Below are 19,270 nucleotides of genomic sequence, written 5' to 3'. Positions count from 1 at the left end.
AAAAGCACTCACTTATTATCACAGTGTAAAAACTAACGTACTAAATACAAATCAAAGAACTTATTATACTTCATGAGGTTAATTTGTTTCCACCTTCATTTCATCCCCTTAAAGTATTAACACAAACAATTAACAATAATTTTAACTTTTTGCTAAAATTATTGTTGCAAAAAACAACCAGCTTCGTTAGTGTGAATAACAACAACGAATAGCGTTCAACCTTATTGAGTAAATATTTATGCGTATCCAAATGATTCTATCTCAACATCATCATCATCCTGACTAGTCTTTCGGGAGGATACGCCTCACCCTGGAAGACGCATTTTTTCTTCCAGTGGTCATAACGGAATATCTCATTCAGACCCTCGGAAGAAACTTCTTTCGAGGGTTTTTTTATACCTAATTTTTAATTCAAATTTTGATTATATGAATGAATTTAGACAAGGAATATAACTATGCAAACACAACGACTACGCATTGCAATTCAGAAAAAAGGCCGTCTTAGCAAAGAGTGCCAAGATCTACTTAAACGCTGTGGGGTTAAATTCAATATGGTCGGTGAACGTTTAGTGGTTCACGCTGAAAATATGCCGATTGACCTATTATTAGTCCGTGATGATGATATTCCCGGCTTGATCATGGATGGCGTAGTGGATTTGGGCGTCATTGGTGAAAATGAACTTGAAGAAGTTGGCCTTGAGCGTGCGGCTCGCAACGAAGCCTGTGATTACATCAAACTCCGTCGCCTTGATTTTGGTGGTTGTCGTCTATCCATTGCGATTGATAAAGACGCTGATTACAACGGTCCCCAAGATCTTAATGGTAAACGTATTGCGACCACTTATCCGCAATTAGTTAAGCGCTACATGGATGATATCGGGGTTAAATTTACCACCTGTATGCTGAACGGTTCAGTTGAAGTCGCGCCGCGTGCAGGCCTTGCTGATGCGATTTGTGATTTGGTTTCCACTGGTGCGACCCTAGAAGCTAATGGCTTAAAAGAAGCCGAAGTTATTTTGCGATCTAAAGCGGTACTGATTCAATCAACGACAGCTATCAGTAATGACAAACAAGCCTTAATTGATCGCCTGCTCACCCGTATGCAAGGTGTTATTCAAGCCAAAGAATCTAAATACATCATGCTACACGCGCCGACAGATCGCCTTGACCAAATTAAACAATTATTGCCTGGTGCGGAAGATCCAACCGTCTTACCGCTAGCGGGTGATAAAAGCCGCGTTGCGATCCACCTTGTAAGCTCTGAGAATCTGTTTTGGGAAACCATGGAACAACTTAAAGAGTTAGGTGCCAGCTCTATTCTGGTACTGCCAATTGAAAAAATGATGGAGTAAGGCATGAAGACGGTAGTATGGCAATCTCTCACTAAAGATCAGCAACAGCAGCTGCTTGCTCGCCCAGCGGTTACTAATAGCGCAAAGATCACCGCCATTGTCAGTGATATTATTGAGCAAGTACGCCAGCAAGGCGATCATGCTCTGATGACACTTACTGAAAAATTTGATGGTCAGCGCCCAGCAACACTTAACGTATCAACGGCAGATGTAGATGCTGCTTGTGAGCGTTTAAGTGAGAATATGAAAGCCGCTTTAAAGCAAGCGCACCGTAATATTAGTACGTTTCATCTTGCTCAACAGCAACCAACGTTACGGGTTGAAACCCAAGCAGGTGTCGTTTGTGAACAAATCACCCGCCCTGTTAACTCTGTAGGATTATATATTCCCGGCGGTAGTGCGCCATTGCCCTCTACCGTACTAATGTTAGGCGTTCCAGCACAAATTGCTGGTTGTCGTCATATTGCTTTATGTTCACCGCCACCAATTGCCGATGAAATTTTATATGTCGCCAAACTGTGTGGGATTAATAATATTTACAATGTCGGTGGTTCCCAAGCGATTGCTGCCATGGCCTATGGCACTGAAACCATTACCCGTGTCGATAAGATTTTTGGCCCTGGTAATGCGTTTGTTACCGAAGCCAAACGCCAAGTCAGTAATGATTTTAGAGGCGCTGCGATTGATATGCCCGCAGGCCCATCTGAAGTGTTAGTGATTGCTGATGACAGCGCCGATCCTGAATTTATTGCCGCTGACTTATTAAGCCAAGCTGAACACGGACCTGATTCACAAGTACTATTGGTGACATCTAGCCAAGATATTGCTGACCGTACTGCTGCTGCAATTGAACGTCAATTAACCCAATTAACACGCGCTGATATTGCACAACAAGCCTTAGCATCAAGCTTATTAATTGTGACAGAAACATTGCTACAGTGTGTTGCTATCTCTAATCAATATGGTCCAGAGCACTTAATTGTCCAAACCTGTGAGCCAAGAGAATTAGTGTCACTGCTTGATAACGCAGGCTCTATTTTTTTAGGTCAATGGTCACCAGAATCCGTCGGTGATTATGCATCAGGCACTAATCACGTATTGCCGACATATGGTTATACCCGTACTTATTCCAGCCTCGGTTTAGCCGATTTCAGCAAACGAATGACAGTACAAGAATTATCCGCCGACGGTTTACTCGGTATTGCAAAAACAGTGACCACAATTGCAGAGGCAGAAGGTCTTGACGCCCACAAACACGCTGTCACTATTCGGGTTAATAAATTAATTGCACAACAAGAGAATACATTATGACCATCGCTCAACTAGCCCGTAAAACCGTACGTGAATTAACCCCTTACCAATCAGCGCGTCGTTTAGGCGGTAAAGGTGATATTTGGCTCAATGCGAATGAATCACCGTTTGCCAATGAGTACACGCTTAATCTTGCGGGCTTAAACCGTTACAGTGAGTGCCAACCACCAGAACTTATTAACGCTTATGCTGACTATGCAGGGGTTGAACCACAACAAGTCTTAACCTCGCGTGGGGCGGATGAGGGCATTGAGCTTATTATAAAAGCCTTCTGTGAGCCTAAGTGCGATAGCATTCTCTATTGCCCACCCACTTATGGTATGTATGCCATCAGTGCAGAAACCAACGATGTTAACGCTAAAGTTGTGCCGTTAACGCCTGAATGGCAACTTGATCTTAACGCTATCGCCAATAACCTTGAAAGCGTGAAAGTTGTGTTTGCTTGTAGCCCTAATAATCCAACCGGTAATTTATTAGTCCGCAAAGATATTGTTGCCCTGCTAGAGATGACAACAGATAAAGCACTCGTGGTTATTGATGAGGCTTATATTGATTTTAGTCTCCAAGATAGCGTGAAAGATTTATTAGCAACATATCCACATTTGGTTATTTTGCGAACCTTATCTAAAGCGTTTGCGCTGGCAGGACTACGCTGTGGTTTTACCTTAGCCAATAGCGATATTATTGAAATCCTACTCAAGGTTATTGCTCCTTACCCTGTACCTGTACCGGTAACAGAAATTGCCCTTCAAGCACTCTCAATTGCAGGTCGTGCGCGGACTAAATTTCAAGTTTTAGATCTGTGTGCAAATCGTGCTTATCTACAAGCGGGTTTAGGTATGTTAGCAGGCGTTACCGTATTTGATGGTTATGCCAACTACTTATTAGTCAAATTTACCGATGCCGATAAGCTATTCAACACGCTATGGGATAACGGCATTATTTTACGCCGCTCACCGGTTGAGAACTGCATTCGTATCAGTGTTGGTAACCGCGACGAATGTGAAAAAACCCTCGCGTTTATTCGCGGCCAATTACAACAATAATTAATAAGGACATTGATTGTGAGCAAAGAGAAAATTCTATTTATCGACCGTGATGGCACCTTAATTGTTGAGCCGCCGGTCGACTTTCAAGTTGATCGATTAGACAAACTACAATTTGAACCCAATGTTATTCCGGCATTACTTGCACTTCAAAATGCCGGTTATACCCTAGTGATGGTCACCAACCAAGACGGCCTCGGTACTAACAGTTACCCTCAAGCTGATTTTGATGCCCCTCATACGATGATGATGGATATTTTCAGCTCACAAGGGATTCACTTTAGTGACGTATTGATCTGCCCCCACTTTGACCACCAGCAATGCAGTTGCCGTAAGCCAAAGCTGGGGTTAGTCAAAGACTACTTACAACAAGGTCGAGTTGATTTTGCTACCTCAGCAGTGATTGGCGATCGTCAAACGGATCTTCAATTGGCCGAAAATATGGCGATCAGAGGCATTCAATATCATCCACAAACCATGAATTGGCAACAGATCGTGACAGATCTCACTACCCAGCCACGGATCGCGGAAGTAGTACGCACCACCAAAGAAACCAATATTCATGTCAAAGTGAATTTAGATCAAACTGGCGGCAATACTATCTCAACAGGGCTTGGTTTCTTTGATCATATGCTCGATCAAATTGCCACTCACGGTGGTTTCCAAATGACATTAACGGTCGATGGTGATTTACACATTGATGATCACCACAGTGTCGAAGATGCCGCACTTGCCTTGGGCGAAGCATTACGTCAAGCACTCGGCGATAAGCGCGGTATTGGTCGATTTGGGTTTAGCTTACCGATGGATGAATGTTTAGCCCAATGCGCGTTAGATTTATCAGGTCGTCCTTACCTTAAATTTGATGCAACATTTAGCCGCGATCGTGTCGGTGATCTTTCTACCGAAATGGTGCCACACTTCTTTCGTTCATTAACCGACACCCTAGCTTGTACGCTGCACTTATCGTCAACAGGCAATAATGATCACCACATTGTTGAGAGCTTATTTAAAGCCTTTGGACGTACATTGCGCCAAGCAATCAAAGTTGAAGGTAACGAGCTTCCAAGCAGCAAAGGAGTGTTGTAATGACAGCACCATCAATCGCAAACACTGATCAACGTGTAGTCATTATTGATACCGGTTGCGCCAATGTAGCGTCGGTTCGCTTTGCTATTGAGCGCCTTAGCTATCAGGTCGAAGTCAGCAAAGATCCAGCAGTTGTACTTGCCGCCGATAAGCTGTTTTTACCTGGCGTGGGTACTGCTAGCGAAGCAATGCACAATCTTGAACAACGTGATCTTATCGCACTGGTAAAACAAGTTACCAAACCACTGCTTGGGATTTGTTTAGGGATGCAGTTACTTGGCAAAGAGTCACAAGAACACGGTCAAAATGGCAACGACATTATTCCTTGTTTAGCGTTGTGTGATGCGTCAGTTGAGAAAATCCAAGCTGAGGGTTTACCACTGCCGCATATGGGGTGGAATACCATTACGCCACAAGTAAACCACCCGCTGTTTAACAATATTCCCGCAGGCAGTTATTTTTACTTCGTTCATAGCTATGCCATGCCTGTGTTTGATCATCGTGATAGCCAAGGTGGAGCAACCATTGCGACCACGGAATATGGTCAGCCGTTTACCGCAGCAGTACAAAATGGCAATTTTTATGGGGTTCAATTTCACCCAGAGCGTTCAAGTAAAGCTGGCGCACAATTGATAAAGAATTTCCTCGAACTATAACGATAACAAAATAACGATAACAAAAGGACGTGTGATGATTATTCCCGCATTAGACTTAATTGAAGGTCAAGTAGTGCGCTTATTCCAAGGCGACTACGGACAGGTCACCGAATATAACGTCAACCCTACTGAACAATTTGCTCTCTATCACCAAGCAGGTGCTCATTGGCTCCACCTTGTCGATTTAACAGGGGCTAAAGACACTCAAGCACGCCAACTGAGCCTAATTAGTCAATTACTTGCGAGTACACCTGCCAATGTTCAAATTGGTGGCGGTGTCCGCTGCGAACAAGATGTTAGTGATTTACTTCATGCTGGTGCACAACGGGTAGTCATTGGCTCAACCGCCGTAAAACAGCCTGAAATCGTCAAAGGTTGGATCGAAAAATACGGCGCTGAACACATTGTATTAGCCCTTGATATCAACATTGATAATCATGGAAAACGTATCGTTGCGGTTTCTGGTTGGCAAGAAGACTCAGGTGTCACGATTGAAACACTACTTGAAGACTTTCTAAAAGTAGGATTAAAACACGTCTTGTGTACTGATATTTCACGCGATGGCACGCTTGCAGGTTCAAACGTTGAACTGTATGTCGACTTATGCCGCCAATACCCACAAGTTCAATTTCAATCATCGGGCGGCATTGGCTCACTGGACGATATTGCTGCACTAAAAGGTTCAGGCGTGGCTGGAGTCATTGTTGGTCGCGCATTATTAGACGGTAAGTTTACCGCTGAACAAGCGTTTAATTGCTGGAATAGCTAAGGAGAACCCATGTTAGCTAAACGTATTATTCCTTGTTTAGATGTCCGTGATGGTCAAGTAGTGAAAGGGGTACAGTTTCGTAACCATGAAATCATTGGTGATATCGTCCCACTGGCTAAGCGTTACGCGGAAGAAGGTGCAGACGAGCTGGTATTTTATGATATTACCGCCTCAAGTGATGGTCGAGTGGTTGATAAAAGCTGGGTATCTCGTGTTGCTGAAGTGATTGATATTCCATTTTGTGTCGCGGGTGGCATTAAATCAGCGGCTGATGCGAGTCGTATTCTGCAATTTGGTGCAGATAAAGTCTCGATTAACTCCCCTGCGCTGGCTAATCCCGCTTTAATTACTGAGCTTGCCGATAAATTTGGGGTGCAATGTATCGTGGTCGGAATTGATTCTTACTTTGATGCTACAACAGGTCAATATCAGGTTTATCAATTTACAGGTGATGAACACCGTACTCAAGCGACCCAATGGCAAACTTGTGATTGGGTACAAGAAGTTCAACGTCTTGGCGCGGGTGAAATCGTATTAAATATGATGAATCAAGATGGGGTTCGTAACGGTTATGATTTAGACCAATTAAATAAAGTCCGTAATGTATGCCAAGTGCCTTTAATTGCCTCTGGTGGTGCAGGTGAAATGTTCCACTTCCGTGATGCCTTTCAACTAGCGAATGCCGATGGTGCGCTTGCTGCCTCGGTGTTCCATAAACAAATTATTAATATTGGTGAATTAAAGCACTATCTTAAACAACAACAGCTGGAGATTCGACTATGAGTTTAACAACGACTATTGATTGGGAAAAAGTAGCCGGATTGATCCCTGCTATTATCCAAGATAACAACAGTGGCCAAGTCTTAATGCTAGGTTATATGAATGATGAAGCCCTCGCTAAAACCTTAGCCACAGAACAAGTGACTTTTTGGTCGCGCACTAAAAATCGGTTATGGACCAAAGGCGAAACCTCAGGCAACGTGTTACGGCTTAAAAGTATTAAGCTCGATTGCGATCAAGACACGCTATTAATTCAAGTCGATCCAATTGGCCCAACTTGCCATTTAAACACCACCAGCTGTTTTGATAACGACGACAATACTAACGCGCAACCTGCGTTGGTATTCCTGCATCAACTTGAGCAAGTATTGGCTGATCGTAAAGGTGCGGATCCTGATTCCTCTTACACCGCCAGCCTCTACGCCCGTGGCACCAAACGTATATCGCAGAAAGTGGGTGAAGAAGGGGTTGAAGTCGCGCTGGCGGCAACGTCGGGCGATAAAGCGGAATTAGTTTGTGAATCAGCCGATCTTATTTATCACTTATTAGTTCTATTGCAAGATCAGAATCTCGCCCTTGAAGATGTTATTAATAAACTTAAGCAGCGTCACCAAAAATAACCATTAATAAAGATTAAGTAATTATTTATCGTCACCCATAAAAAAGGAAGCATCGCTTCCTTTTTTATTCATATGAATGCGTATTACAGCCCTAACGCTTCTTTATAATGAGCGCGACATACTGATACATAAAGATCATTGCCACCAATTTCAACTTGGTTGCCGCCAGCAATAGCATTGCCCTCTGCATCTTGGCGAATAACCATATTTGCTTTACGACCACAATGACAAATTGTTTTTAACTCAACTAACTTATCAGCCCATGATAATAAATAACGGCTGCCTTCAAATAGCTCCCCAAGAAAATCGGTGCGGAGGCCATAACATAACACTGGAATATCTAATTTATCGACCACTTCAGTTAATTGATAAACTTGATCTTTGGTTAAAAACTGGCTTTCATCAATTAATACACAATCAATTTTACCCGCTGCTGAAATCTGAATTAATGTCTGATAAAGATCATCGGTAGAATTAAACAACTCGGCATCTTCCTGCAAACCAATGCGAGAACTCACTTTACCTTTACCAAAACGATCATCAATTGCAGCCGTGAAAATAATTGGCGTCATACCGCGCTCACGGTAATTAAATGATGATTGTAATAATGTGGTCGATTTCCCAGCGTTCATTGCTGAGTAATAGAAATACATCTGGGCCATTAGGCTTTCCTAGTAATATTGATTGCATTTGAAAAATCGCGCTGATGCTACATAAAATTATCGCCAATGAAAAGTACCTACATCAACAACTGTTATTGTTGTTATAAAAAAAACCAGCTGACAGCATCAACTGGTTCAAATTACACCCATTGGGTTATTTTAATAACGGTTAATTTTATGCAATAACTTTCTTAGGTTGACGTGATAGCCAAGCCAATAAGCAACACATTAAAATAAACGCGGTAGTTGCAACTAAAAATGCTAACGCTAATGAATCCGTCATACCTAACACTAAAAAGCCCATTGCAGAAATAACAGCAACAGACAACGCATAAGGTAATTGCGTTGCGACATGATCAATATGATGACAACGTGCGCCCGTCGATGACAAAATTGTAGTATCAGAGATAGGTGAACAGTGATCACCAAAGACTGAACCGGCTAACACACTGGCTAACATCGGTAACATTAAGCTGATTTCAGTCGCCCCTGCTAAATCACCCGCGATGGGTAACATAATACCAAATGTCCCCCATGAGGTGCCGGTAGAAAAAGCCATAATGCCTGATAGTAAAAATAGAATCATAGGCAAGAATGCTGGGTTGATATTACCTTGAACAAGCGTTGATAAATATTGGCCTGTTTTCATATCACCAATAACACTACCGATACTCCATGCAAACAATAAAATTAGAATCGCACCAAACATCGATTTTGCGCCAATCCATAATGTATGGCTGATATCAGAATAAGGGATACGTTGACGCAACACGGGAATGATAGCCGCAACTAAACCGAAAGCACCGCCTAAGCATAATGCCTGACCGACATTGGTATTTTCAAAGGCACCTAATAATGCAAACGGCTTACCTTCTGCTGCTAGCACCTGATAACCCGTAAATATCATAAAAAAGAACGTTGCAATAATAAGGATAACAATTGGCCAGACTAAATCACCAACTCGACCATGCTGACTTTCTTTGATATCAAGTTCTTCGGTTAAATCTTTGGCTTGATCGTCAACATCACCACCGACATCGGTACCACGACCATGACTAGCGGCAAGTTCATGCTTTTTCATCGGTCCAATATCCCATTGAAACCATGACACCACAAATACCATTGCTAGCGCAAAAATAGCATAAAAGTTCATTGGTGCTAACGTCATAAAAGCACTTAATGGCGTATATTCTGTCACGCCATGAGTCACTAATATGCCACCAATCAGGGTAATAATATATGCGCCCCAACTTGATGCAGGCATTAATACACACATTGGTGCTGCAGTAGAATCAAGAATATAGGCTAGTTTTGAACGTGAAACCTGAAAACGGTCAGTCACAGGACGAGCAATAGAACCAACAGCGAGGCTATTAAAATAGTCGTCAACAAAAATGAAGACCCCTAAAAAAGCGGCCAGAAGTTTCGCCCCACGTTTGGTTTTAATTTTTGTCTGTGCCCATTCAGCAAAAGCATGGGTTCCACCGGAAAGCGTTAATAATGCGGTGGTCATTCCTAGCAATATTAAAAATAGCACAATACTCATATTCCACGTATTGATACCACCATCAGAAATAAATAATCCTCTTACGGATACTGCAAGGTAACTTCCTGTATTTAAAAAAGAAAAATCGTTAAGAAATAATGCCCCGAGTACAACACCTGTACCTAAAGACAATAATACTCTACGCGTTAAGATCGCCAAGCCAAGTGCAACTAATGGCGGAATAATGGATATTAATGAATGGGAATAATCTATCAAAGTTTATGATCTCTACAACAACCAATTTTGGTTAGAAGATCTACTGCTTGATATAACCATAATGGCATATTGGTTTGAGTATAAGGAAAGAAGGTTAGCCTCCCCAGCCTCCACAGTAGCACTCCATAGTTATGTGTTTATCTACTATGGCAGTGTTACACTTATTCAATGTAACCCCAGTAAGAATATTTGATTTATTGTTCTCACTTCGGCATCGGCTCCTTTCACTAATAGTCATCGGTATCACCCTCGTATTAATTACTAATAAACAATGCGCCTCTACCCTTATCGTTAAGGAATAAATCATTCTACGTAAGTGACATAATTTTGCAACACCATCAATGGTAAAAATTAACATAACTCACCATAAACAGACGATATGCATCCATAACCGCTCGATAACAATGAAGTAGCATAACATTTAAATACTCATTAGCATTTAACATATAATACGCTGTAACAATAACTAAAACTATTTCGCTTGTATTTATACTATTAATGAAGATGGATTTTATAAATGGTCGAATATAAATACTTTTAAATAAAGAAATGATTAAAATGTTTTACACAGAATGTATAAAAGTATTACTATTGCAAAAAATGTTTTAACGCTGCTATTATTATTTACAGTTAATTAAAAATAACAGGAAATATAAAATGTCTGATGCAATGAAAGCGCTTTTAAATCTTCGAAGCCTACGCGCACTTTCTCGTGAATATACGCTAGAACAACTTGAAGAAGCGTTGGATAAACTAACAACTGTCGTTACTGAACGTTCTGAAGCTGAAGCTGAAGAACAAGCAAAAGAAACTGAGCGTAATGAAAAACTCGCTCAATATCGTGAAATGCTATTAGCTGACGGTATTGATCCAGAAGAATTACTAGCAAGCTTAGCTAAAGCACCAAAAACAAAACGTGCTTCTCGTCCAGCTAAATATCAATTCATTGATGAAAATGGCGATGAAAAAACATGGACAGGCCAAGGTCGTACACCTAGTGCCCTAAAGAAAGCATTAGATGATGGTAAAGCTCTTGAAGAGTTTGAAATCTAATATAAAAGAATAAATAAAAAAGCCTAAAGTATTTTAGGCTTTTTTTATATCTATCATTTAATAATACGACGACTATTTTGCTTATAAATATCCCCAATAAGAATAATTTTATATTCCTATTTACCCATTAATATAATCCGCCACAAAAAAAGCCAGACATTATTGTCTGACTTTTTAGTTACTGTTTAAGTTCGTATATAAATCTAATCGTAATTAAATTATTGAATACGATCAGCTAATGCACTTACTGCTAAAGCAAAATAATGCGAACGATTCCATTTAAGTAATGTTCGATAATTTTCATATATCAGATATGACTTACCTTCACCACCATCCGGCTGAATTAGCCATGCTTGAATATCAGCATCAGGTAATGTACCGCGACTATTCGTCATCACACCTAATTGCTGCCATTCAGCTAATGTTTTTCCTTTTTCCGTTTCGGTGCCTTCATAAGTATCAGCCAATAGCTCTGATAACTTAACTGGACGCCCCCACGTATATTCACTATCCCAACCAGACAGTTTTAAATAATTAGCGGCGGAAGCAAATACATCCGCTTTGGTATTCCAGATATCCGCCTTTCCATCATTATTACCATCAACAGCATAAGTCAGGTAAGAGGTTGGCATAAATTGACACTGCCCCATGGCTCCCGCCCAAGAACCTTTCATATCATCAATCGTAATATGACCGTCTTGCAATATTTCTAATGCCGCCATTACTTGTTTACGAAATAATGCTTCACGGCGACCATCATAAGCCAATGTTGTTAATGCTTCGACGACATGGTAATTACCTTGGATTTTACCAAAATTACTTTCAACACCCCATAACGCGACAATAAACCGTGGTTGCACACCATATTGTTTACCTATACGTTCGAGTTCAACTTTATTTTGTTGATAAAGCTGATTAGCTTGCTTTACTTTCCAATCAGGCACTGCACGAGTAATATATTGCTCTAATGACAGTTTCTTCTCAGGTTGATTATTATCAGCTTTAACAGCACGAGCGGTATATTTAATACCATCAAACGCAGCATTAATTATTGGCTCTGAAATACCATTCCCACGCGCTTCTACTTTTAATTTATCTACGTAGGCATCGAATCCTTCTTCACTGGCAAACGCAGAAGAGGACAATCCCATTCCCATGGCAACAAAAATCGATATCAAACGCTTATGCATAATAGCCTTATTTTATTATTTAGCGGCTTTATCAGCCTTATATTGTTCCAATAAATTAGTCACTGGTGGCGGTACTTGTAAATAAAAGCCGACAGTACGTAATGCCTCTTTTACTTTCTCCACATCAGCCAGTGCTAATGTTCTTCCCTCAAGTTTGATCACCATCACAAATTGAGGTTTACCAAATGTAGACATTAATTGTGTGGGTACATCCGCAAAATCATCTTTTTTATTAATGTATAAATAAGTATTGTCTTTTTTTAAACTTTTGTAGATTGAACACAACATATAATTAGCCTATTTCATTTATGCGCCATACATTTCAGAACACTATTACGAGCAATCATTCACTATTGACTCAGTTTTAAGTAAATAGTGTGAGAAGTTTGTCTGAAAAACAAACGTCAGAGCAAGGATAGCTTGCCCCTAACGACGAGTGAATATACCATGCTAGTACCTTTGTGATAATGAACTAAATGGTTAATTTAAAATCTTAGCCATAATATACCTATGACCAAGATAGCAGAACTAAAAGGGAGCTCGTTCACGCTCTCTGCACTTCATTTAGTTGATAATGACATTAGTAAAGTAACTAATCAGCTAAAAGATAAAGTTGAACTCGCTCCCAATTTTTTCGCATCAGCGCCAGTTGTGATAGATATATCACAAGTTGATACTGAGATTAACTTTGAGCAACTAAAAACGGGCATTATTGACGCTGGAATGATCCCTGTTGGTATCGGTGGCTGCAAAAATAAAACACAGCAAACACAAGCAAAAGCCGCTGGTTTTGCTATTATGAATGCGGCAAGACCTGTTAAAGATGAGCCATCTGAATTTTTAGCTGAAACATTAGATACCCCAGCAAGTACAGATAAAGAACCAACATTAATTATCCGTACCCCGGTTCGTTCCGGACAACAAATTTATGCTCGTAATCGTGATCTCGTTATTCTCAGTAATGTTAGTGCTGGTGCAGAAATTCTTTCAGATGGTTGTATCCATATTTATGGCACATTACGTGGACGCGCTATTGCGGGTGCAAGTGGTGAAAAGAGTGCGACAATTTTCTGTCAAAACTTACAATCTGAACTAATTTCTGTTGCAGGGAACTACTGGCTGAGTGATAACATTCAGGAAGAGTTTTGGGGCAAAGGTGTTGTCATATCTCTTGAAGACAATAATCTCAGTATAGAACACCTGGCTTTATAAAAAGTTTTAATAAAGGAATTGAGTAAATGGCACGAATTATCGTTGTTACCTCAGGTAAAGGCGGCGTTGGTAAAACAACATCAAGTGCTGCTCTTGCATCTGGTCTGGCACTGAGCGGTAAAAAAACTGCAGTCATCGATTTTGATATCGGCCTGCGTAACCTCGATCTCATTATGGGTTGTGAACGCCGTGTCGTTTATGACTTTGTTAATGTTATTAATGGCGAAGCAAATCTAAGTCAGGCGTTAATTAAAGACAAGCGCGTTGATAACTTATTTGTATTACCAGCATCACAAACACGCGATAAAGATGCATTATCTCGTAATGGTGTTGAAAAAGTATTTAAAGAACTTGCTAAAATGGGTTTCGATTTTATTATCTGTGACTCACCTGCAGGTATTGAAACCGGCGCCCTAATGGCGCTGTATTTTGCCGATGAAGCAATTGTAACCACGAACCCAGAAGTTTCTTCAGTTCGTGACTCAGACCGTATTCTAGGTATTCTAGATTCTAAGTCTCGTCGTGCAGAAAAAGGCCGCGAGCCGGTTAAACAACATCTTTTACTTACACGTTACAACCCTGCCCGCGTTAATCAAGGTGAAATGCTAAGTGTGCAAGATGTCGAAGAAATCCTTCACATTCCACTACTCGGTGTTATTCCTGAAAGCCAAGCAGTATTGAATGCATCCAACAAAGGTGAACCTGTTATCTTTGATAAAGGTTCCGATGCAGGCCTAGCCTATGAAGACACAGTTGCACGTTTACTTGGTGAAGAACGTCCTTTCCGTTTCTTAGAAGAAGAAAAGAAAGGCTTCCTAAAACGTCTATTTGGAGGCTAATTGACTATGGCACTGCTCGAGTTTTTTCGTCCTAAAAGAGCGAAAACTGCAAATGTAGCAAAAGAACGGTTACAAATTATTGTTGCTGAAAGACGTAGTGCTGGACAAAAATCCCCAGCCTACTTACCACAATTGAAGCGCGATATTTTAGCGGTTATTAGTAAATATGTTCAAATCAATCCTGAACATGTTTCAGTAAATCTAGATCATAACGGTGATGAGTTATCGGTACTAGAACTTAACGTCACGTTACCTGACGAAGAAAAATAAAAAATCCCCGTTAAGTAACACTTAGCGGGGATTTTCTTTTCTAACCTAGCACTTATTTTTCATCAAGTATTGATAACACTCGTGTTTCAAATAAACTTTGACGCCAATTTTTAAGCATTTCGGGACGCTTTTCATCAGCGCGTTGATGTTTCCACGCCCATGATAACAATTGATGAATCTGCTTTTTAGACGCTAAAAACTCAGGTGCTAATCCTGTTGTTTTTTCAACGTCAGTCACCACATCTTTTAAACGCTTCACCATTTGCTTGTAACCAGGAAAATCAACCAGACGATCTATTTTTTGTGGATAATTAGCACAATTAATCGCATCGCAGTCATGGACCATTTTTAATAAACGATTACCATGGCGCTGAATTTCCATTGGTTCAAACCCTTCTTTTTCAAGCGTTGAGCGTGACTTTATTTCTAAATGCGCCAGTTTCCATAAATGTAACTCTTTAACAATAAAGTTAAGTGCAATATCGCGCTTTCTTGCTTCACGTACACGCCAAGCTGCCAATTGCTGTAATATAGCCAATTGTTTTGGATTTAACTGCCAAGCATTTTTAATATCAAGATACGCTTTATTCGGATCTAGAACTTTAGTACGACGTAACATAATGGTATTACATTCTTGCTGTAACGCATCCATATACCCTGCCGCCTCAACTTTCGCTAATAGCGTTTCATATAAGGGTTTAAGGTAATGTACATCCGCCGCCGCATAATCAAGTTGTTTATCGGTTAACGGTCGAGCTAACCAATTGGTACGCGCTTCACCTTTATCAAGTTCAACACCAACATATTCTTTAACTAATGCACCGAAACCTGTTGAAATACCATGGCCTAAAAACGCAGCCATAATTTGGGTATCAAGCATAGGCACTGGTAAACAGCCTGCATGATGCTGAAAAACTTCAAGATCTTCACCACAAGCATGCAAAACTTTAATCACGGCTTGATTTCGTAATAAATCCCATAGAGGTGTCATATCTTCCACTTCAAGTGGATCGATAAGTGATAAATATTCACCATCAAACATTTGAATCAGACCTAAACGAGGGTAAAGCGTTCGCGTACGTACAAATTCAGTATCAAGCATAACAGCAGTATGCTGACATGCTAACTCACACCGTAGGCGAAGTTGCTCAGTTGTTGTAACAATCTCGAAATTCACAATGTACCCTTTGATGACAGAACGACCCCGTTTTAGAGTCTATTAAATATTTTATAGTAAAATGCCGGCATAAAAGCCGGCATTAGATACGTGCTAGCACAATCAGTTGCTACTATTTTATCAAACCGACATTATATTATGTCAGTAAAGATATTATTTCGGTGTTTGTAGGTTTTTCTTGTCCGACTCTTCACGTAAGACACGACGCAAAATTTTACCTACGTTAGTCTTTGGTAATTCATCCATAAATTCAATAATTTTAGGAATCTTATAGCCAGTTAAATGCTGACGACAATGCGCAATCAATTCCTCACGCGTTAAGCTATCGTCACGTTTAACCACGCAAAGTTTAACCACTTCACCTGACACTTCATGCGCTTGACCAATGGCTGCAACTTCAAGCACTTTATCGTGCAGTGCTACCACATCTTCAATCTCATTAGGGTAGACGTTAAATCCAGACACTAGAATCATGTCTTTCTTACGGTCAACAATGTGTAAGAAGCCTTCATCATCGAATTTGACGATATCACCCGTAGAAAGCCAACCATCATCGGTTAACACTTCTTTGGTCGCTTCTGGGTGCTGCCAATAGCCTTTCATGACCTGCGGCCCACGAACTTGTAGCTCACCCACTTGATCAATACCAACGACATTACCTTCATCATCAACCATACGTACTTCAGTTGATGGTACGGGTAAGCCAATAGAACCATTATAGTAGGTTAAGTTATACGGGTAAGCAGCAACTAACGGTGAACACTCGGTTAAACCATAACCTTCAAGTAAATAATTACCGGTGATTTTTTGCCATTTTTCAGCAACAGCACGTTGAACGGCCATCCCGCCACCCACAGAAAGGTGAAGATTACTAAAGTCTAATTTATGGAAATCTTGGTTATTTACTAACGCATTAAATAAGGTATTTACGCCAGTAATGGCAGAAAACGGATAGCGTTGTAACTCTTTGATGAACGTTGGAATATCACGAGGGTTAGTGATCAATAAGTTTTGACCGCCCATTTCCATTAATAGTAAGCAGTTTACTGTTAATGCAAATACATGGTATAGCGGCAGTGCCGTCACGATTAATTCGCGTCCTTCCGTCAGCACAGGACCATAAGCCCCTTTTGCCTGCATGACGTTAGAGACCATATTATGGTGAGTCAGAATTGCACCTTTAGCAACACCTGTTGTACCGCCAGTATATTGCAAAAATGCCATGTCATCGCCAGTAATAAACGGCTTAACATATTGCATTCGACGTCCTTTGCGCAAGGCAATACGCATTGATGTCGCATGAGGCAGATGGTATGACGGTACCATTTTTTTAATGTATTTCACCACGAAGTTAACTAATGTTCCCTTCGGACGAGACAATTGATCGCCAAGACTGGTTAGAATAACATGCTTAACACAGGTTTTTTTAGCTACAGCTTCTAGCGTATGTGCGAAGTTAGACACAATAACAATCGCTTTCGCGCCAGAATCGTTAAGTTGGTGCTCTAATTCTCGCGGTGTATAAAGCGGATTAACATTTACTACAACGCAACCTGCACGCAAAATACCAAACAATGCAATCGGATATTGCAGTAAGTTTGGCATCATAATAGCAACACGATCACCTTTTTGGAGTTTAAGCTCATTTTGTAAGTATGCAGCAAATGCACGGCTACGTTCTTCCAACTTGCGGAAGGTCATAACCTGCCCCATGTTGATAAATGCCGTTTGATCTGCATATTTACGTACAGACTGTTCAAACATGTCGACCAAAGATGAATATTCATCAGGGTTAATTTCTGCCGGTACATCGTCCGGATAGCGGCTAAGCCAAACCTTATCCACGTGCACTCTCCTTATAATTAGACTGCGGTGCGTGTCTATAAACTAGTAAAACTATAATGATATAAACAAAGCGAATATTTACATTTCATTACAGCATATTTAATTTTTGATTAGAATTTGAGAAATATAACCTAGCGTTAAAAATTTGATGCCAAGCATAAAACACAATTATTAATCGAATTTAGTGGGGATAAATGTTCGAATATGGCGATAAACACCTTTCGAACTTTGTAAATGACAATGATGTCCCCCAAACACCACCACTTGCGTAAAATCGTTAATATTCCATCCACGACCATCGCTATTGTGAAGAGAGCTATAACCATGATCACCAATAATGGATAATACCGGTGCTTGGATACTACTCAACAACGCTTGTGCATGTTGCTGTGCCATACGATATAACGAATCACAACGAAGACGAGGATCATGACGCCAATACCAACGTCCATCACGTTCAATCGTTGCTCTTGTTACTACAGCTTCCAATAACGATGCGGGCAACCGATTAACAGCGGCGCGAAGCGTTAATGCTTCTGCAAATGTCGCCATCGAACGCTGTTTTAAACGTAGCTGTTGTTGGCGATAACGTTGACGACTAACAATACCCATCCGTAGCCGTTCTACTGCCATTTGAGGCGGCTCTGTTAATGGTGATAACCCTTCAATCAATATGATTTTATCGACATATTCAGGAAATACCGCGGCATAACAGCCAGCAACAATAGCCCCAAGAGAATGACCAATAATATGTACTTTTTCACACTTTAGCTGGGTGATAACTTGATGCAAATCATCAATATAATCAACAAAATGATAATAATTATCCGCACTTTTATAATCTGATTTTCCATGTCCTGGCCAATCAAGTGCAATCACATCATAATCTTTGGTTAACAATGCCCATAACGAGGCAAACGTCGCGGCGTTATCTTGCCAACCATGCAGTAATAGCAATACTGGTTTCGAGGTCAGCCTTACTGTGGTTATATCAACGCTGCTACAAGCAGCAAGATTATACTCAGCTAATGTAAAAGTGACTTCTCTCATCACAATGATGGTACTACTCTCTCAACGATACGCCCGTTAATACCAAAATTAGGCATCATAAAATCACTGCCCCACGGATCACAATTAAAAGAATAACAAGGTTGACGCCCCCATAAAGGATCATCTAATTGGATCTGTTGCTGCACGTGCCACAATTGTTCACCAGCGACGAGTACAATAGGAAAAGTATAAGGGTATTTACCTATCTTTCCTTGTTCATCACCAGAAAATTGTCCCACAACCGTCAGTAGACGTCCTTTTACATATTCAAGCGGCTCTAAAAAACCATGAATATACGCAATAAACCGTCCTTGAGATTGTGCATTCAGTATTGGACGACCATCTGCCGTTAATGGCATCGCAACCATTTCAATGCGTGTTTGCTGCTGTTCATTACGAATCGAAGCAATCACTCCCCCAAGACGGACCTCTTTATTTTGGTTCACCTGTGGGTGTTGTAGAATCACCGTTAAATCAGTAATGGGATCTTTCGATTTCGTTACCAACGTTGCAGGTAAGTTGGCGCAGCCTACCATAAACACTAATATCACCCCAAGAAATAGCTTACCAAACATCTAAAACCTCCG

At 40.7% G+C, this 19,270-nt stretch carries 20 protein-coding genes, 1 riboswitch and 1 other annotated feature; of the genes, 12 read left to right on the top strand and 8 right to left on the bottom strand.

Features of this window, described 5'->3' with window-relative positions; translation table 11 throughout:
- Window positions 1–261 precede the first annotated feature (261 nt).
- Window positions 262–397, top strand: a sequence feature (His leader region).
- A gap of 58 nt (window positions 398–455) precedes the next feature.
- Genes hisG through hisIE form a run of 8 tightly spaced genes read left to right on the top strand, consistent with a single transcriptional unit; the run spans window position 456 to window position 7,623 of the window.
- Window positions 456–1,352, top strand: a complete 897-nt coding sequence (gene hisG, locus BTO21_RS02640; protein WP_045026737.1) for an ATP phosphoribosyltransferase — start codon at window positions 456–458, stop codon at window positions 1,350–1,352.
- 3 nt (window positions 1,353–1,355) lie between these two features.
- A complete protein-coding gene (gene hisD, locus BTO21_RS02635; protein WP_045026739.1) occupies window positions 1,356–2,663 on the top strand; it encodes a histidinol dehydrogenase in 1,308 nt (435 codons plus the stop codon).
- A 2-nt stretch (window positions 2,664–2,665) separates the two neighbouring features.
- Window positions 2,666–3,709, top strand: a complete 1,044-nt coding sequence (hisC, locus tag BTO21_RS02630) for a histidinol-phosphate transaminase (RefSeq protein WP_065195068.1) — start codon at window positions 2,666–2,668, stop codon at window positions 3,707–3,709.
- Window positions 3,710–3,727: 18 nt separating this feature from the next.
- On the top strand, window positions 3,728–4,798 hold the full coding sequence (hisB, locus tag BTO21_RS02625) for a bifunctional histidinol-phosphatase/imidazoleglycerol-phosphate dehydratase HisB (RefSeq protein WP_082056764.1): 1,071 nt from the start codon (window positions 3,728–3,730) through the stop codon (window positions 4,796–4,798).
- Window positions 4,798–5,454, top strand: a complete 657-nt coding sequence (gene hisH / locus BTO21_RS02620) for an imidazole glycerol phosphate synthase subunit HisH (RefSeq protein WP_045026741.1) — start codon at window positions 4,798–4,800, stop codon at window positions 5,452–5,454. Before hisB ends, hisH begins: the two co-directional genes overlap by 1 nt.
- A gap of 34 nt (window positions 5,455–5,488) precedes the next feature.
- On the top strand, window positions 5,489–6,223 hold the full coding sequence (gene hisA / locus BTO21_RS02615) for a 1-(5-phosphoribosyl)-5-[(5-phosphoribosylamino)methylideneamino]imidazole-4-carboxamide isomerase (protein ID WP_045026742.1): 735 nt from the start codon (window positions 5,489–5,491) through the stop codon (window positions 6,221–6,223).
- Window positions 6,224–6,232: 9 nt separating this feature from the next.
- A complete protein-coding gene (gene hisF, locus BTO21_RS02610; RefSeq protein ID WP_045026744.1) occupies window positions 6,233–7,006 on the top strand; it encodes an imidazole glycerol phosphate synthase subunit HisF in 774 nt (257 codons plus the stop codon).
- Window positions 7,003–7,623, top strand: a complete 621-nt coding sequence (gene hisIE / locus BTO21_RS02605) for a bifunctional phosphoribosyl-AMP cyclohydrolase/phosphoribosyl-ATP diphosphatase HisIE (protein WP_045026745.1) — start codon at window positions 7,003–7,005, stop codon at window positions 7,621–7,623. The genes hisF and hisIE overlap by 4 nt, the downstream gene beginning before the upstream one ends.
- Before the next feature lie 83 nt (window positions 7,624–7,706).
- On the opposite strand, the gene BTO21_RS02600 is transcribed toward hisIE, so the two are convergent.
- Together BTO21_RS02600 and BTO21_RS02595 are read right to left on the bottom strand one after the other, a co-directional pair.
- Window positions 7,707–8,285 carry a thymidine kinase gene (locus tag BTO21_RS02600; protein ID WP_045026747.1) on the bottom strand — a complete coding sequence of 193 codons (579 nt, stop codon included), beginning with the start codon at window positions 8,283–8,285 and terminating at the stop codon, window positions 7,707–7,709.
- A 175-nt stretch (window positions 8,286–8,460) separates the two neighbouring features.
- On the bottom strand, window positions 8,461–10,047 hold the full coding sequence (locus BTO21_RS02595) for a Na+/H+ antiporter NhaC family protein (RefSeq protein WP_045026748.1): 1,587 nt from the start codon (window positions 10,045–10,047) through the stop codon (window positions 8,461–8,463).
- Window positions 10,048–10,155: 108 nt separating this feature from the next.
- Window positions 10,156–10,337: riboswitch (Lysine riboswitch) on the bottom strand.
- A 367-nt stretch (window positions 10,338–10,704) separates the two neighbouring features.
- Here BTO21_RS02595 and BTO21_RS02590 point away from each other — a divergent pair.
- Window positions 10,705–11,100, top strand: coding sequence for an H-NS family histone-like protein (locus BTO21_RS02590; RefSeq protein WP_045026750.1), 396 nt, complete (start codon window positions 10,705–10,707; stop codon window positions 11,098–11,100).
- Window positions 11,101–11,318: 218 nt separating this feature from the next.
- On the opposite strand, the gene BTO21_RS02585 is transcribed toward BTO21_RS02590, so the two are convergent.
- Together BTO21_RS02585 and BTO21_RS02580 are read right to left on the bottom strand one after the other, a co-directional pair.
- The gene (locus tag BTO21_RS02585; protein WP_045026752.1) at window positions 11,319–12,290 is read right to left on the bottom strand and encodes a lytic murein transglycosylase; all 972 of its coding nucleotides are present in this window, start codon (window positions 12,288–12,290) and stop codon (window positions 11,319–11,321) included.
- 15 nt (window positions 12,291–12,305) lie between these two features.
- Complete coding sequence (locus BTO21_RS02580) at window positions 12,306–12,578, bottom strand: YcgL domain-containing protein (RefSeq protein ID WP_045026753.1); 273 nt, start codon at window positions 12,576–12,578, stop codon at window positions 12,306–12,308.
- A gap of 222 nt (window positions 12,579–12,800) precedes the next feature.
- Here BTO21_RS02580 and minC point away from each other — a divergent pair, with 222 nt between their 5' ends.
- Genes minC through minE form a run of 3 tightly spaced genes read left to right on the top strand, consistent with a single transcriptional unit; the run spans window position 12,801 to window position 14,611 of the window.
- A complete protein-coding gene (gene minC, locus BTO21_RS02575; protein WP_045026757.1) occupies window positions 12,801–13,502 on the top strand; it encodes a septum site-determining protein MinC in 702 nt (233 codons plus the stop codon).
- Window positions 13,503–13,528: 26 nt separating this feature from the next.
- A complete protein-coding gene (gene minD, locus BTO21_RS02570) occupies window positions 13,529–14,341 on the top strand; it encodes a septum site-determining protein MinD (protein WP_045026759.1) in 813 nt (270 codons plus the stop codon).
- A 6-nt stretch (window positions 14,342–14,347) separates the two neighbouring features.
- Complete coding sequence (gene minE, locus BTO21_RS02565) at window positions 14,348–14,611, top strand: cell division topological specificity factor MinE (RefSeq protein ID WP_045026762.1); 264 nt, start codon at window positions 14,348–14,350, stop codon at window positions 14,609–14,611.
- A 52-nt stretch (window positions 14,612–14,663) separates the two neighbouring features.
- On the opposite strand, the gene rnd is transcribed toward minE, so the two are convergent.
- From rnd to BTO21_RS02545, 4 genes are all read right to left on the bottom strand, one after another.
- A complete protein-coding gene (gene rnd, locus BTO21_RS02560) occupies window positions 14,664–15,788 on the bottom strand; it encodes a ribonuclease D (RefSeq protein WP_045026764.1) in 1,125 nt (374 codons plus the stop codon).
- A 153-nt stretch (window positions 15,789–15,941) separates the two neighbouring features.
- Entirely contained in the window at window positions 15,942–17,633 is a 1,692-nt protein-coding gene (gene fadD / locus BTO21_RS02555) for a long-chain-fatty-acid--CoA ligase FadD (RefSeq protein ID WP_045026767.1), read from the bottom strand.
- 171 nt (window positions 17,634–17,804) lie between these two features.
- Window positions 17,805–18,683 (bottom strand): alpha/beta hydrolase, encoded by an 879-nt coding sequence (locus BTO21_RS02550; RefSeq protein WP_045026769.1) that lies wholly within the window; start codon window positions 18,681–18,683, stop codon window positions 17,805–17,807.
- The gene (locus BTO21_RS02545) at window positions 18,683–19,258 is read right to left on the bottom strand and encodes a Slp family lipoprotein (protein ID WP_045026770.1); all 576 of its coding nucleotides are present in this window, start codon (window positions 19,256–19,258) and stop codon (window positions 18,683–18,685) included. The genes BTO21_RS02550 and BTO21_RS02545 overlap by 1 nt, the downstream gene beginning before the upstream one ends.
- Between the last annotated feature and the right edge of the window lie 12 nt (window positions 19,259–19,270).

The organism is Photobacterium phosphoreum, assembly GCF_002954725.1.
GTDB classification, from domain to species: Bacteria; Pseudomonadota; Gammaproteobacteria; order Enterobacterales; family Vibrionaceae; genus Photobacterium; species Photobacterium phosphoreum.
This window is presented reverse-complemented; position numbering and strand designations above follow the sequence as displayed.